Genomic DNA, 14,013 nt, shown 5'->3' with positions numbered 1-14,013 from the left:
ATTCCCCGTTGGCCTCGCCTTCCGCCCAGCGCCGCTCGTTGCGCTCACGCCTGCGTCGCGCCCGCAATCCGTGGCAGGCGCCGCGTGCGCGCATGCTGTTCACGCGTCCCGCGACGTCGCCGCGGCGCACGCTGCTGTTCCGTGTCGGTGCGGTCGCGCTGTTGTGCATGCTCGCGTTCCTCGTGCTGTATGTCGATCGCGACGGCCTGCGCGATTCGACCAAGAGCACGCCGATGACCGTCGCCGATCTCGTGTATTTCACGATGGTCACCGTCGCGACGGTCGGCTACGGCGACATCGTGCCCGTCACCGCGCGCGCCCGCCTGATCGATGCGTTCTTCATCGTGCCGATCCGCATCGTCATCTGGTTCATTTTCCTGGGCACGGCGTATCAGTTCGTGATCCAGCGCGTCATCGAGGAATTCCGCATGAAACGCCTGCAAAAGCAATTGTCCGATCATATCGTCGTGTGCGGCTACGGCCTGTCGGGGTCGATCGCCGTGCGCGAACTGCTCGAGAGCGGCGTCGATGCCGCGACGATCATCGTGATCGATTCGCAGCAGCAGGCGCTCGAGGCCGCGACGTCGCTCGGCGTGACGGGGCTGCTCGGCGATCCCGCGCACGAGGATCTGCTGCAGCAGGCGCAGGTGCGCGCGGCGAAGGCCGTGATCATCTCGGTGACCGACGATCCGACTGCGATCCTGCTGACGCTGTCGGTGCGCAGCATCGCGCCCGATACGAAGATCGTCGTGCGGATCCAGGAGAACCTGTATCAGCGGCAACTGCGGCAGGCCGGCGCGGACGTGATCGTGTCGTCGACGAAGATCGGCGCGCTGCTGCTCGCGGATGCGGTGCATAGCCGCTATATCGTGCCGTTCGTGAACGACATGCTGTCGACGCGCGGGCGGGCGACGCTGCTGGAGCGCGAGGCGCTGCCGCACGAGATCGGCTGCATGACCAATGTCGTGCCGGGCGCGATCGTGGTCGGGCTCGATCGCTGCGGCAAGATTCAGTCGTTTTATGAAGACCCGCCTTGCCGGATCGAGAAGGGGGACACGCTGGTCGTGATTCAGTCGGCGCGGATTCCGGATGCGGATGTTTGAGGGTGTTGTTTTCGGGGGAAATATAAATAATTCAACGGACTATCGAGTTTGATTTCCGATCGTGAACCGTCCGAGCTGTGTCGGCGGCATGTAGGTGTTCGGGGCGACATCGATCCACGTCGATTCTCGTTGGAGTTGACGGCCAAATTCCGGTGCTTATAGCGCGGGTGGTAGGTCCCGTTGACGGCCAAGACGCACACGCGCTGCATAGTCCCCGGACGGATCGAGTGCAAGTAGCCAAGCGCGAAAACGTCGTACCCACAAGTCGACCGTATGACGCTTCATACCCAGTTCAGCAGCGACCGCGTCGAGCGTGCGACGTTGGGACAGGCACCGCACCAAATCGATGAGTCTGTCCCTTTTGTGAGTGCTGTGGAGCGGAGTGCCCTGCGTACGAGTGAAACCCCGGTGACATGTGTCGCACACAAAATAGGGAATTGCGCGGCTGGGACTTGCGCGATGAACGAGACGCGTCGCGAGGCTCATACAGCGAGGGCAGGAAGGAGGTAGGGTGTCAGTCGAAAGGACATGCTCGATGGCGGAGACGAGAAACCTGGTCAGCTCAGGATCGTGATCATCGTGACGCGGTGCGCCATCGGTCCCCGCATGAAATCGCCCACGCTGAAATCGATCAATTTCGCCGATGCTGATTGACCACTGCGCCATGAGATCAACGATCTGCTTGAGAGCGGGGTCAATTTCGCGTTGGCGAGCGCTCATTATTTTCGCATCGAGATATGCGAGTTCGTCCCGCAATTCCGCCACTGTTTTCTTCATCGGATCCGTCCAGAGATGAACGATTATTTACTGGTTCGCCCGCACGTTGCTGGATGATTGGCTGGAGGTCGTCGACACGCATCGGATGCAGATATTCAATCGTGCTTGTGTCTTCTTTCTCATCGTATCCTTCTATTTTTCCGCGCTATTGCGCGCCGTCTTCCTCTTCCCATTGCGCCAGTAGCTCGGCCGGAATCGCCTTGACGACCTCGGTGTAGCGTTTGCCGACAAACTGTTCGGCGCGTTTGAGCAACACCGGAATCGGGCTGCTCGGTTCGTGATTTTCGAACCATGTTCGTGCGGCTCGAATCTCTGCAAGCGCCGTGTCGCGGTCAGACGGCATGGGCTTATTTGGCGTCGGGGCACATTCAGAACCGCTCGCCGATACGGAAATCGCCGGCGGGGTCAGAGTGACCGCGTCGTGTCCCGATGATGTGTCAGGTATTGCAATCGGATCGGGTGATTCGGCCGATATGGCCTGCGTGGGGGGGATTAACCTGTCGAGCAGTTGCGTCAGCGTCGAAAGGTCTGGCTGGAAGGTCTCGAGACGACTGTTGCACCACGCGTTGATCGTGGCGAGATGGGCGATCGCATCGTCGAAGCCTGCGATCACTGCCGGATGCTGCGTACGCAAATCCTGCAACTGCCGGACGACCGAATCGGGCGCGAGCGCATCGGCCGGACGCGGATGCGCGAAGGCGCGTTCGACGTCGCGCACCTGCAAGCGGGTAACGGTCGACTTCACCAGTACGATTTCTCGCAAATCGCCGAGTAATCCTTCGGGATCAGCGAGCGCCTGCAATGCGTTCATTCGCATTTCCAGCGCCGCATCGCGATCGCTGTCGGCGCTCGTCTGTGGATGGACACCATCCGGAAAGGCTTGCAGCCACGCAGCCAGTACCGCGGCTCCCTCAGACAGGCCCATAACACCACCGAGACGTACGCGGCAACGCGTATACAGCACGGCGACACGCAGGTCCTTCGTGCGCATCATGAGCCGCCGGCAATCCCGTTCGATCTCGCTCCAGTTGAGCGGATCGGGCGCGCCCACGAACGCGCCGTACTGCACATCTCGTTTGGGGGCGACGCTGGAGAACAGCACCACGAAATCGTGATCGTATTCGAGATCCGGACCACAGGGCGCGTCATCGCTCACGGGCGTGAGCCAGTCGAAATGCGGTGCATTCGTGGCGGACGTCTGGCCCGGTTTGCCGGGCGCGGCGGATAGCTTCTTGCTCATGGTCTGTTCTTGAGATCAGTGGCACGACGATCGAAATGCCGCACGTAACGTTCGGGCTCGAATCGCATGCCGGTAATGGGCTTACGCGGGGACGGGCGACCGAGCCACCCGGACCAGCCCATGCGCTGCCGGCCGCCCATTACCGCCGGCGGGGCATTCTCGGGCTTGATGCGGAGCTCGAGCTCCCATCCCAACTCGTAGCCGACGAAGGCCCGCACCCACTCGACGAGCCGAGGCAGATCCTCGCCCTGCGGCGTGAAGCGCAGGTAGGCGTCGAGATCGACCGGGCCGATCACAATGCGAAAGCGATGCTGTCGATCTGGTGCGACGCGGCCGAGTATCGCGCCATGGCCCATCGTCGCCGCCGCTCCCGGACGACCCATGCGGCCTTGGTCGGCGGGATCGATCTCGATCCAGTGAAACACGTTTTCCTCGATCACGACCGGCACGCCGAAGTAACGTTCGAGCGTGGCGCGTAGTCCATCCGGATTGCGCGCTTCGCGCACGAGGTGCGCCGAGGCGGCGAGACGCGCGTGCGAGGGCAGGGGGCGGCGGCTGATTTCGCCGACGTCCTGCCCGACGAGGCTCGCGATATAAAACGAAAACTGCTCGTTGTCCTTCCGGTCAAGCCCGGCTGTCGACTGGGACGAGGCCCACGCGCGATAGAACAGCGTGAAGAAGCGGTGATGGAAGAGGTCGAAAAAATCCGCCGTCGTCGTATCTCGCCGGCTGTCCTCGCGATCCTTCGCGATCTCGGTCACGTGGATCGGCAACGGGCCATTGGGGCCAAGCGTCCCGAGACCGAACAGTCGCACCTTCAGTCGCCCATCGGCTTCCTGAGCGTTGGCGATTTCGCGCGGCGCGAACGCAAGGCTCGGTTGCTGGCCGAGCCGGAACGGTTCCGAACGCGGCCGGGGTGCGGTGCCGATCGGATCGATCGCCGGATTCGCGCCGATGCGCCGTAACAGCGACAGGAATCCGAAACGCCACGGCTCGGCCTGCAAGTGTTCGAGTAGCTCTGGCGACAGCGTGCTGTCGCGTAGCAGCGCCGGCAGCGTCGCGCGCTTCATCACAATACTCCGCGCGTGCCCGTGCGCACAGGCCAGCGGGCAATGCGGCCGCGCTGCATCGAATGCAGCTCGGTGTGCGTAAAGCTGTTGATCGAGACGTGCCGTGCAAGCCAATGCTCGAGGATCGTGCCGAAGAGATAGGGGCTCACGCCAGAGAAGCCGGTCTCATCCACCGTCAGCGCGCACTCGATGCCGCGTCCGAACGTCATCGGGCCGGTCCCCGGCAGCTTGCGCGTCACCGGGCGCGTCTTGACGCCGACGAGGCTTTCGACTTGCCGGTTTTGCGCGGAGTCGCCTTCCGCAAGGTACAGACGCAGCAGGTCGCGCAGCCCCTGACCGCCTTCTCGGTGATCGAGATCGTCGAGCGGTAGATAGTTGAAGTTGAGTTGTCGGATCAGGCGCCACGCCATTTCCCGCTCGGCATACGGCGGCAGCGGCGGACTCGGCGGCCGGATGAGGCCAATGCTTTCCACCGGTGCGGACTCTGCGGTCTCCAGATCGCGCACGCCGTTGCGCGGCACGAGCGTGGCCAGATCGCGGTTGGTCAGGAGCGCGTCGACCGACAGGAAGCGGAGGTTTTCGGCATAAGGCGCCTCGTTCTGGTCGACGAGCGAGAGAAATACCTCGGTACCGACGTAGGGCGTACGTGTGCCGTAACGACGCGCGGAATGGGACACGAGGCGCTGTTCACGCCGCGTCGAAAAATAGCGCCCGTGGTTACCTTCATCGTTGTTCAGCGTCTGGTAGAGCGGGCGGAACTCAAGCTCGTCGGATGTCAGGGCCACCTGACCGTACACGGTCTCCACCGAAAACACCTCGTAGTCGAGCGGCGCCAGTCGTGCTGGCACGAGGTGAAACTCGGTCTCGCGCGGCGAGATTTCTATTCGGTCGGTGTGTTTGCTGAAGAGATTGATGATGGGCGTGCAGAATAGCGCAAAGCGAGAGGCGTCAACGAGGTTTGCGAGCTGCCCCGGCACCCGGTCGAGCAGGACGACGATTTCGACCTCCCGGCCAGGAATACGCGAGAGCCCTTCGGCGAGGCCGTTCAACGCAAAGAACCAGAACCGTTCCGGGCATGCAAAGTACTCGTGCAACAGGTTGTGGCCGTGAAATTTTGCCCAGTTGAGCGGAAGCAGGTTTTGGTCGAGGCGCAACCCCTCGTGCGCTACCGCGCTCTGAGTGACCGCGGCAAGCGGACGACCGGGTACGCCGAATTCACCGGGTACGCCAATAACGGATGCGATTCCGCCAGCGTGCAGCAGTTCGAAGAGGTGCGAGGCGACCTGCTCATCACCTGCCAGGTAGACGGGAAGCCGATCGAGTCCCTTCAGATCGGCGATATGCACGTCTCCGGTCGTGGCGAGCTTGATCCGTAACGCGCCTCGTACCTGCGTATCCGGTGGCGTATAACGTTCGAGCGCAGGAATGTCCGGCGGAATACCCGTCAGGCGTGCGTCGGTGATCGTGAGCGGCCACAGCGTCACGTCCTGTCCACTCGTAAACTGGCACGCGGTTCTTTCTCCATCAGGAACCCGCGCAGTGAACGATGTGCCACGCGCGATGCGGTACCCTTCGGTGAGTTTGCCTTCAGTCCGGCCCGGATACATGCGTGCGACAGCAATCGAGGGAGTGGGTGCGACATAGTTCGGGTAGATAACTTCGAGCAACCGCTGCGTGAAGCGTGGGAACTCAGCGTCGAGCTTGATCTGCATGCGTGCGGCCATGAAGCTGAACGATTCGATCAGGCGCTCGACGTAGGGGTCGGCCACTTCGCCCGCCTGCATGCCGAGCCGGCGCGCGATCTTCGGGTGCGCATGCGCGAATTCGGTGGCCAACTCGCGCATGTAGATGAGTTCTTGATTGTAGTAATCGAGCAGTCGCGGGTGCATCGGAGTGGTCTCGTTGTTGTCGTTGTGCTACGCCGTGCTCAACTGGTGCGCATGCCAGTGATGCGAATCTCGCTCGTTTCGAGATCCAGAGAGCTCTGCACCATGAACTCGAGCGGGTACGGGTCCATGTGAATCAGTCCGCGGACTTCGAACGCGAGGACATTGTGATGTTCGCTGGCCTCGATGGCATGGCGGGGCGATACCACCAGCGAATCCGGAATCAACCGCGGCTCGAAATCGGTAATGGCCTGCCGGATCATGTGCTCGACGTCGTTCCACTGACGCGACGCGATAAAGGCCCCCGCGAGCGGCGGCACCCCAAAGTTGACGGTCGAGGCGGCCGCATGCGGACGGCGCGCGCGATCGATCTGATCCTCGATGCTGGTCGTGTTCAGCAAATAGGCGAGGTCGCGCTGCACGATGTCACGCATTTGTTTGCGCGTGACCGTATATTCCTCCGGGGCTTCGACGTGCCGATGCGGGGCGTCATCGCGCAGCCGGTCGAGCAGGGTTGGCATCAGGTGCGCGTTGGCCCGGCGGGGCGTGCGAACCGTCAGCGCATTCAGAGCAGGCGATGGTGTCTTGCGATCAGTCATCGACGCGCTCCCCGACGGCTGCGTCGTCAGTGATGCGCGCGCCGAATTCCGCATTCGCCAATTCGAACAGACTGAAGTCGCCTTGATCCGTGGCCCAGGTTTTTTGCCCGAGTCCGGTCACGCCGGTTCGCCCATGCTCCTGCCAAACGGTCTCGCGCCCGAGGCGCACCGCGTCGTCGTCAGTCTCCGAACCCGGATATCGGGCCGGCATGAAACCATGGACGATGCTTTCGTCGACGAGCGTGAGCGTACACGGCGCCCAGACCAGATCGATCAGCCTTGTCGGCGGTGACACGCGCCATGCCATCAGATCCGAGAACGGCACCCAGCGGTAGTGCCCGGCCGTGATGACCTCGCAGACCGGGCCGAAACGGGAATCGCTATCGACGATCCAGTCAGCCGTTCCTTGCGGCATGCGCACAGCAACGGTCGGCACGGCGTCGAGTGCTGCCTCACGAGCGTCGTCGGCCAGTTCGCTCTGCGCGCCGGCAGCCAAGCGGAGGGCGTTCAGCAGACTCTCCACTCCCGCCAGTGGTTCGAGCACGAAGCCCGGGCGTTTGCGTCCCTCGACGACCTGCTTGCGCCAGCTTTCGGCCCGGATCAGGTCGCGATAGACCTGTGCGGTTTCCGCCTGGCCAGGGTCGAGCTTGGCCCATGTCTGCAATTGCTGGATCGCCCGTGTCCATTCGCCCGTGATGCACATCAGCTGAAACAGCGCCCATCGATGGGACGCTGTGGTCGGCTGCGCGCGCAGACGCGTCGAGATGCACTCGATCTGCTCGCTGAAGGGGGCCTCACTCAAGCGTTGGGTTTGGGGCGGATCGGAGGCGGTGAGCCGGGTCATCCTTCGTCCTTGCGTGTGGGGGCGGACAGCGGGCTGTCTACGGACAGCGCGTGGTGTTCGCGCCGAGTGAGTGCGGGTGGCAGGGCCGGCCCCCGCCGCGCGGCCGCCGCGTGAAATTCGGGAGGGGCAAACAGTCGCAATATCTCCGGAACGGATTCATCGTCCAGGACGTGCTCGGCGTGCCGGTCGAGTCGCTCGAACACGTCTTCGAGCGTGTGATTGCCAAACAGTAGCGCTTCGATCGAATCGCATTCGCCGTGCACATCCAGATCGACCTGCGAATCCGGTACGCGCGTGTGCGGCGCCGGTTCGTCCGCCCGTGACACCCACTCCGCGGTGACCGGTGCATGAGGATCGGTCAGCGCGCGCCAGTACTGCGCGTGCAACGTCTCTACCAGCGAGTCGGTACTGTCCGCGTTGGCAAAGGATGCACGGGCCGGGGCGTGCACATGTGCCGCGGCACTGTCCATGCTCCCGATACCTAGCTCGCTCAGTACGCCATCGTCGCTGCGCGGATGGTCGGTCACTTCGTCCTCCGGAAGATCGAGACCTTCCACGTTGGGCGTGTGCTGCGCATGGTTTTCGTCAAGCACGGGCTCGGCATGCGAGATGTCCGGTTGGCGACGCCAAGGTAGACGAAGGGAGTGCATCTGGGTGTCCGATGACAAGAAGCTCGCATTTTAACCACGAGTTCAGGCGGCTCGTCCATTGTCGCAGAGATAATCGTGAGGTCGAGTGACATTGAGAATAATTTTGAGATTCGGAGGAGAATGTTAAATGCAGTCACAATTCATGGTGGAATTTATTGTAAACAATGAAGTTGCAAATTGTGGAAAATTGTAAATAACTGTTTTTCTGAAAATATCTCAAAAATAACAATGACTTGGATCGATTTGATTTTGGTCGTGTGACGTGGAATTTTATGCGAATTCATGCGGGGTTGCAGGGCAGTTGATCTGAAAAGATGCCTGGAATGTCGTGATTGGCTCTCGGTGATTTTGACGTCGAGAATGGATTGACGGGGATTGGATTTCGTGCGGATAATGCGGCTCCGATCCAATTTGGCCGATTGAATCGAATCGAAGAGAACGCGATGTATCGAGTATTTCCGGGAACAACAGGCAAGACGTCTATGTAGTAGTCCTGATAGGTATGGCAGGGTGCTCGGGGCGTCGCGACCAACAATAAAGATCATCATGACCATTTCGCGCCAAGCACTATTCGGTAAGCTCGGGGTCCGGCTTTACCGAGGTATCGAGTCGGCGACGAGTTTCTGCAAGTTGCGCGGGAATCAGTTCGTCGAGCTCATCCACTGGCTGCATCAACTGCTGCAGCAGTCGGACGGCGACCTTCAGCGGATCGTTCGCCACGCCGCCATCGATCACGATACGCTCGAGCGTGACTTCGCGCGGGCGCTGGCTGCGTTGCCGGCCGGCGCCAGTTCGATCAGCGACTTTTCATGGCACATCGAATCGGCCATTGAGCGCGCCTGGGTGCTTGCGACGCTCGAATACGGTGACCGCCGCGTGCGTGGCGCGTGGCTAATCGCGGCACTCGTGTCCACGCCTGACCTGCGGCGTGTGCTGCTTGCCATCTCTCCCGCGTTCAGCAAAATCCCGGTCGACGGACTCGACGCCGTGCTGCCGGCCTGGATTGGGGGCTCGCCGGAAGCGGCCGATGATCCGTACGACCGCAGCGAATTGCTGCCTGCCACGCCGGGCGAGGCGTCCGGCGCGATGCCGGGCGCGCCGAAGGGCGGCTCGCTTGAGCAATACTGCACGGATCTGACGGCGCTGGCCCGCGCGGGCGAAATCGATCCGGTCATCGGCCGCGAGCTCGAGATCCGCACGATGATCGACGTGTTGCTGCGCCGGCGGCAGAACAACCCGCTGGTGACCGGCGAAGCCGGCGTCGGCAAGACGGCCGTGGTCGAAGGTCTCGCACGCGCGATCGCGTCGGGTAACGTGCCGCCGAAGCTGGCCGACGTGCGGCTGCTTGGCCTCGATGTCGGAGCGCTGCTGGCGGGTGCCAGCATGAAGGGGGAATTCGAGGCTCGCTTGAAGGGCCTCCTCGAAGCGGCTGCGAAGTCGACTGTCCCCGTGATCCTGTTCATCGACGAGATCCATACGCTGATCGGCGCGGGCGGCCAGGCGGGCACGGGCGACGCCGCCAACCTCCTGAAGCCGGCCCTCGCGCGCGGCACGATCCGGACGATCGGCGCGACGACCTGGGCCGAGTACAAGCGGCATATCGAAAAGGATCCCGCATTGACCCGGCGTTTTCAGGTGCTGCAGGTCGCGGAGCCGTCCGAGGCCGCTGCCATCGATATGGTGCGAGGGCTCGTGCAAACGTTTTCGGCGCATCACGGTGTCGTGGTGCGTGACGAGGCGATCCGTGGCGCGGTGACGTTGTCGCACCGCTACATTCCGGCACGCCAGTTGCCGGACAAGGCGATCAGCCTGCTCGATACCGCTTGCGCGCGGGTCGCATTGTCGCAACATGCGACGCCGCGCGAACTTGACGACGTGCGCCAGCGTCTCGCGGCCGCGCGCACGGAAGAGGCGCTTCTCGTGCAGGAGGCCCGCGTCGGTCTGGACGCGGACAAGGCACTAACCAATGTGCGCGTGCGTATCGACACGCTGGCAACGGAGGAGGCTGCGGTCGACACGCGTTGGCGCGAACAGGCCGCTGCCGCGCAGGCTCTGCTTGCCGCGCGCGAGGGCGCGGCAGGATCACCCGACGATTCGCCGGTGCCCCTTGAACGGCTGCGCGAGCTCGAGCGCGCGCTGGCCAACCTTCAGGGCGAGGTGCCACTCGTGTTTCCGGAAGTCGATGAGGCGATCGTGGCGGAGATCGTTTCGGACTGGACCGGTATCCCAGTAGGTCGCATGGTGAGGGTTCGTCTACTTGCTGATGATGTTGTTGAGCTTACGGGGGTTGCTGGGGTAGATGAGGCACGAAGTGCAAATCCAAAAAAATCGACGGTAGAGGTGCGCTACGGAAGTTCTGATGGCCCGCTACTGCACCGGTTGTTTGTGGAGTACTACGATCCAATTACAGTTGCGGTGGCAGTTCATCTGGTAGCCATTGGGCAGAAAGGACATCCTGAAATTCCTCGTATTCCCCCTTCGTTGCAGCGTTCGAAGATTGAGCCAATCTTCGACAGCATCAATGACATCTGGCGTACAGCTGGTATTCGCTTTCAAGTCACACAGTGGCTCGATGACACCATTGATCTGAATCAGGCGGGTGCGATGACCGTCCAGGGAGCTATCAATGAGTTTAACGACGTGACCGGTTTGAATCGCAAGGCCGCCCACCTGAATATGTACGTCGTGGACTCCATGATTGGAGGCGGTATTGGGTGGGGGGCGAGAGATACGGCATTGGTAGCTGCTGAACATATGCATGGCGCTGGGCCGTCAACACCAGACCAGTTGGTGCAGACCTTTGCTCACGAGATCGGTCATTTTCTTGGCCTGTGGCACCCCGGCACGGCGAATTCGAAAGGCGATAATTTGCCATTTCCGCCTCAGCATCCGGAGGACCATGCCATGCAGGACTACTGGTCCCGTCGTAGCTTGATGTATGTATACACCGGCCTCGGGCCAACTAACCCACTAACTCCAAATGTCAGGCAGCGCGGCCGTCATATGGACGTCGGGAACGGATGGTTCGTAGGCGGAAAAGTGCTCTGCTGCAAGGTCGTGCCAAAGATCGTGTCGAGTGCCGACAGGTCAGAGATCGCTACCGCGCGCGACATTGCGATGCTCAATCAGGTAATTCAAACAAGGAAAACAGCATGGAATTCACGAATCGACGCCGAAACCGGCAATGGTTTGTTTGCTTGATTTTGTCGCTGGGAGCGACGGGTACGGCATTGGCTCAAGGTGTTCCAGCTTCAACCACATCTGTCTCGGAGAGTAAGACCATGCCGACACTGGCGAACCTGATCAAGCAAGAGAAATGGGATGACGCGATCCAGTACTGCCGCGACCATAAGGATGCAGCCATTCCCGAAATTAATGCCGTGCTTGCCATGAAGAAATTGGATGATGCAACGAAAGACTTCATGTTTCACTGCATGCGCCAGATTCGCACGACGGCGTCCGCGATACGAATGGCAAAAAGTTTTCATGGCGGCTGGCGGGAGTCCGTGTACGGCCTGATCGAGAACCCGCGTCCGGAGGCCTATCCGATCCTCAAGGCACGATTGAAGTCACCGCAGGACGAGGAAGACAAGGATCTTCTGCTGACTATGGCGCAGATGGATGTGCCCGTTGAACAGCGTATTGCCGACATCAAACCATATCTCGAGGCTAAGTATTACGGGGTACGTCAGGGGGCCGTTCTCGGTCTCGCGCTACTGGATGATCCGGGTAGCATGGAGCGCGTGGTCACGGCGCTTGGTACTGATCGGCTACAGCGTAAACAGGACTTTTTACGCGTCTTCTATGATTTCCGAGCCTGGCGCATCTCGAAGTTCGTGCCGGTACTGATCCCGGTGCTCAATGATCCGATGCCGCTCGATGACATCGGTATTCGCATGTACCTGCCCGGAGGCGGCGAGCAATCCATGACCCCGGAGGAAGAGCGCTATAGCCGTGCCCGCGACTACGCGCTGAACATCATTGCGAAAACGCTCAATCTCGACTTGCCATTCAAGATCGAAGATCAGACCACGTATACGAAGGAACAACGTGACCTGGTCAAGCAGAAGCTGCGGGACCTCGGCTACACCGTGACGGATGAGCCGTATCCGGTCACGCCTGCCTGAGCGAATTTTCCGATCAGATCATTCCAACAAGGTCAACGGCATGGAATTTACGAATCGACACCGAAACCGGCAATGGCTTGTTTGCTTGATTTTGTCGCTGGGAGCGACGGGTACAGCATTGGCTCAAGGTGTCTCCGCTTCAACCACATCTGTCTCGGCGAGTAAGACCATGCCGACACTGGCGCACTTGATCAAGCAGGAGAAATGGGAAGACGCGTTACAGTACTGCCGCAACAACAAGGATGCAGCTATTCCAGAAATCAATGGCATGCTTGCCACGCCAAAATTGGATTACGGAACGGCAAATTTCATGTTTCACTGCCTCCGGCAGATTCGTACGACGGCGTCCGCGGTACGAATGGCACAAGATTTTCACGGCGGCTGGCGGGAGTCCGTGTACGGCCTGATCGAGAAACCGCCGCGTCGAAGTGACGGTATCGAATTGATGCAGGAAGCCGAATGACATATTTCCGAAAGGAGGCCGGATATGCAGGATGCGCAAGGCAGAAATGTGGTGCGTCTGGGCGACGCGACTGACCATGGCGGCAGGGTCGTCGAAGCGACCAATGAGCTGACGCACTTGGGGATTGGTATCGCGCTGTATGGGCATTTGGTGATGTGCCCGACATGCGGAGGACCGTTTCCGCTGCTGGCGACGGGGCCGCGTACGCATTGCGGTCGTCTCGTCGGGTCTGGGAGACGCGCGAGACGTCGCACTACGTGTACGAACCGGGCAGCTATACACCGCTCGCGCAGGTGAGGGGGCCGGCGGTGTTTCGCGATGGCGAAGCCGTATTGATCCACGTCGATGAATCTAAAAACACTCGGATTCCGGATGCGGATGTTCGACGGTTGTTTTGTAAGCGGAACGCGATAAATTCACGTCGACGAGTGCGAACTGCACTGCTCGCAATCCGGCGCCATCGCGGCGCCGGGCCATCCCAGCAATCGCTTGTAACCTTGCCGGTCAGCGCACCGGCTCCGCCGTCGCCAGCAAACTGCGCAGGAACACCATGATCATGTGCCCGATGGGCACGTCGGACAGGATCGACTGCTGCAGCGACAGGCCTTGCGAGAGTCCCATGAACGACACGGCCAGGACGGTCGGCGATTCGGGCGGCACCTTCTTCATCCGCGCGAAAATCTGTTCGATGCAATAGGCGAGGCCATCGCGGTGGCCGTCGAGTAACGCCTGCGACGCCGCTGCAAACGCGGAGTTGCGACGCCCCTGAAGCTTGAACTCGACGCCCAGCACCGACCACTCGGGCTCGGCATCGACTGTCCGCGACCAGACGTCCAGCGCATTCAATATGTCGTCCCCGGTCGCGGACGGGTCGCTCAACGTCCGGGCGATGTCGGCCACTTGCGTCGTCGAACGCTCCCGCATCAACTCCACGAACAGTTCTTCCTTGCTCGCGAAATTCGAATAGAACGCGCCCTGCGTGTAGCCGGCCTCGGCCGCGATATCCCTGAGCGACGTGGCGCCGAAACCGCGGTCGACAAACAGCCGCTTCGCCGCGGCGAGCAAATGTGCACGGGTCTGCAATCGACTTTCTTCGCGACTCAGCCGTGGGGGAAGGGGCGCCGTATTCATGGCGGGAAGGATATCAGTTGATATTTGAGATGGATACCATTACGATGGCATTTCACATATCAATTGATATGTGAAATGTGGCGCGCGATTCTACGTCCGGATGTCCGCAGTGGAATTTGTTTC

The 14,013-nt window shown here is 61.0% G+C and carries 14 protein-coding genes; 6 read left to right on the top strand and 8 right to left on the bottom strand.

The features are described from left to right. The first annotated feature begins 8 nt into the window (after positions 1 to 8). Positions 9 to 1,103, top strand: coding sequence for a potassium channel family protein (locus tag GD429_RS12240; RefSeq protein WP_152857163.1), 1,095 nt, complete (start codon positions 9 to 11; stop codon positions 1,101 to 1,103). A 156-nt stretch (positions 1,104 to 1,259) separates the two neighbouring features. On the opposite strand, the gene GD429_RS42015 is transcribed toward GD429_RS12240, so the two are convergent. Further along, positions 1,260 to 1,589 (bottom strand): DUF746 domain-containing protein, encoded by a 330-nt coding sequence (locus tag GD429_RS42015; RefSeq protein WP_227791624.1) that lies wholly within the window; start codon positions 1,587 to 1,589, stop codon positions 1,260 to 1,262. 42 nt (positions 1,590 to 1,631) lie between these two features. On the opposite strand from GD429_RS42015, the gene GD429_RS41610 reads away from it, so the two are divergent. After that, positions 1,632 to 1,757: a hypothetical protein gene (locus GD429_RS41610; protein ID WP_265334673.1), complete on the top strand. Its 126-nt coding sequence runs from the start codon at positions 1,632 to 1,634 to the stop codon at positions 1,755 to 1,757. Positions 1,758 to 2,025: 268 nt separating this feature from the next. Here the strand turns inward: GD429_RS41610 and GD429_RS12230 are convergent, their stop codons facing one another. Genes GD429_RS12230 through GD429_RS12205 form a run of 6 tightly spaced genes read right to left on the bottom strand, consistent with a single transcriptional unit; the run spans position 2,026 to position 8,169 of the window. After that, positions 2,026 to 3,120 (bottom strand): ImpA family type VI secretion system protein, encoded by a 1,095-nt coding sequence (locus tag GD429_RS12230; protein ID WP_152857161.1) that lies wholly within the window; start codon positions 3,118 to 3,120, stop codon positions 2,026 to 2,028. Beyond that, entirely contained in the window at positions 3,117 to 4,190 is a 1,074-nt protein-coding gene (gene tssG, locus GD429_RS12225) for a type VI secretion system baseplate subunit TssG (RefSeq protein WP_152857160.1), read from the bottom strand. Before tssG ends, GD429_RS12230 begins: the two co-directional genes overlap by 4 nt. Next, positions 4,190 to 6,079, bottom strand: coding sequence for a type VI secretion system baseplate subunit TssF (gene tssF, locus GD429_RS12220; protein WP_152857159.1), 1,890 nt, complete (start codon positions 6,077 to 6,079; stop codon positions 4,190 to 4,192). Before tssF ends, tssG begins: the two co-directional genes overlap by 1 nt. Before the next feature lie 38 nt (positions 6,080 to 6,117). After that, complete coding sequence (gene tssE / locus GD429_RS12215; RefSeq protein ID WP_152857158.1) at positions 6,118 to 6,675, bottom strand: type VI secretion system baseplate subunit TssE; 558 nt, start codon at positions 6,673 to 6,675, stop codon at positions 6,118 to 6,120. Beyond that, complete coding sequence (locus GD429_RS12210) at positions 6,668 to 7,519, bottom strand: type VI secretion system accessory protein TagJ (protein WP_152857157.1); 852 nt, start codon at positions 7,517 to 7,519, stop codon at positions 6,668 to 6,670. The genes tssE and GD429_RS12210 overlap by 8 nt, the downstream gene beginning before the upstream one ends. After that, a complete protein-coding gene (locus GD429_RS12205) occupies positions 7,516 to 8,169 on the bottom strand; it encodes a TagK domain-containing protein (RefSeq protein WP_152857156.1) in 654 nt (217 codons plus the stop codon). Before GD429_RS12205 ends, GD429_RS12210 begins: the two co-directional genes overlap by 4 nt. Positions 8,170 to 8,715: 546 nt before the next feature. Between GD429_RS12205 and GD429_RS41025 the strand changes: the two genes are divergently transcribed. Genes GD429_RS41025 through GD429_RS12185 form a run of 4 tightly spaced genes read left to right on the top strand, consistent with a single transcriptional unit; the run spans position 8,716 to position 13,056 of the window. Then, positions 8,716 to 11,370, top strand: a complete 2,655-nt coding sequence (locus GD429_RS41025; RefSeq protein WP_227791621.1) for an AAA family ATPase — start codon at positions 8,716 to 8,718, stop codon at positions 11,368 to 11,370. Then, complete coding sequence (locus tag GD429_RS12195; protein ID WP_152857155.1) at positions 11,322 to 12,296, top strand: hypothetical protein; 975 nt, start codon at positions 11,322 to 11,324, stop codon at positions 12,294 to 12,296. Before GD429_RS41025 ends, GD429_RS12195 begins: the two co-directional genes overlap by 49 nt. Positions 12,297 to 12,336: 40 nt before the next feature. Next, entirely contained in the window at positions 12,337 to 12,759 is a 423-nt protein-coding gene (locus tag GD429_RS12190) for a hypothetical protein (protein WP_152857154.1), read from the top strand. Positions 12,760 to 12,783: 24 nt separating this feature from the next. Beyond that, on the top strand, positions 12,784 to 13,056 hold the full coding sequence (locus GD429_RS12185) for a PAAR domain-containing protein (RefSeq protein ID WP_152857153.1): 273 nt from the start codon (positions 12,784 to 12,786) through the stop codon (positions 13,054 to 13,056). Between the two features lie 207 nt (positions 13,057 to 13,263). On the opposite strand, the gene GD429_RS12180 is transcribed toward GD429_RS12185, so the two are convergent. Further along, positions 13,264 to 13,890 (bottom strand): TetR/AcrR family transcriptional regulator, encoded by a 627-nt coding sequence (locus tag GD429_RS12180; RefSeq protein ID WP_152857152.1) that lies wholly within the window; start codon positions 13,888 to 13,890, stop codon positions 13,264 to 13,266. Positions 13,891 to 14,013: the final 123 nt, after the last annotated feature.

This window comes from Burkholderia sp. BE17 (genome assembly GCF_009362305.1).
GTDB classification, from domain to species: domain Bacteria; phylum Pseudomonadota; class Gammaproteobacteria; order Burkholderiales; family Burkholderiaceae; genus Burkholderia; species Burkholderia pyrrocinia_C.
Note: the sequence above shows the minus strand (reverse complement) of the source record. Positions and strands in the feature narration are given on the sequence as shown.

Excerpts from the sequence above, each read along its gene's own strand:
- GD429_RS42015 (WP_227791624.1), bottom strand. The coding sequence starts at position 1,589 with ATGAGCCTCGCGACGCGTCTCGTTCATCGCGCAAGTCCCAGCCGCGCA.
- GD429_RS12190 (WP_152857154.1), top strand. The coding sequence starts at position 12,337 with ATGGAATTTACGAATCGACACCGAAACCGGCAATGGCTTGTTTGCTTG.
- tssF (WP_152857159.1), bottom strand. The coding sequence starts at position 6,079 with ATGCACCCGCGACTGCTCGATTACTACAATCAAGAACTCATCTACATG.
- GD429_RS12205 (WP_152857156.1), bottom strand. The coding sequence starts at position 8,169 with ATGCACTCCCTTCGTCTACCTTGGCGTCGCCAACCGGACATCTCGCAT.
- GD429_RS41025 (WP_227791621.1), top strand. The coding sequence starts at position 8,716 with ATGACCATTTCGCGCCAAGCACTATTCGGTAAGCTCGGGGTCCGGCTT.
- GD429_RS12230 (WP_152857161.1), bottom strand. The coding sequence starts at position 3,120 with ATGAGCAAGAAGCTATCCGCCGCGCCCGGCAAACCGGGCCAGACGTCC.
- tssG (WP_152857160.1), bottom strand. The coding sequence starts at position 4,190 with ATGAAGCGCGCGACGCTGCCGGCGCTGCTACGCGACAGCACGCTGTCG.
- GD429_RS12185 (WP_152857153.1), top strand. The coding sequence starts at position 12,784 with ATGCAGGATGCGCAAGGCAGAAATGTGGTGCGTCTGGGCGACGCGACT.
- GD429_RS12180 (WP_152857152.1), bottom strand. The coding sequence starts at position 13,890 with ATGAATACGGCGCCCCTTCCCCCACGGCTGAGTCGCGAAGAAAGTCGA.
- GD429_RS12210 (WP_152857157.1), bottom strand. The coding sequence starts at position 7,519 with ATGACCCGGCTCACCGCCTCCGATCCGCCCCAAACCCAACGCTTGAGT.
- tssE (WP_152857158.1), bottom strand. The coding sequence starts at position 6,675 with ATGACTGATCGCAAGACACCATCGCCTGCTCTGAATGCGCTGACGGTT.
- GD429_RS41610 (WP_265334673.1), top strand. The coding sequence starts at position 1,632 with ATGCTCGATGGCGGAGACGAGAAACCTGGTCAGCTCAGGATCGTGATC.
- GD429_RS12195 (WP_152857155.1), top strand. The coding sequence starts at position 11,322 with ATGGAATTCACGAATCGACGCCGAAACCGGCAATGGTTTGTTTGCTTG.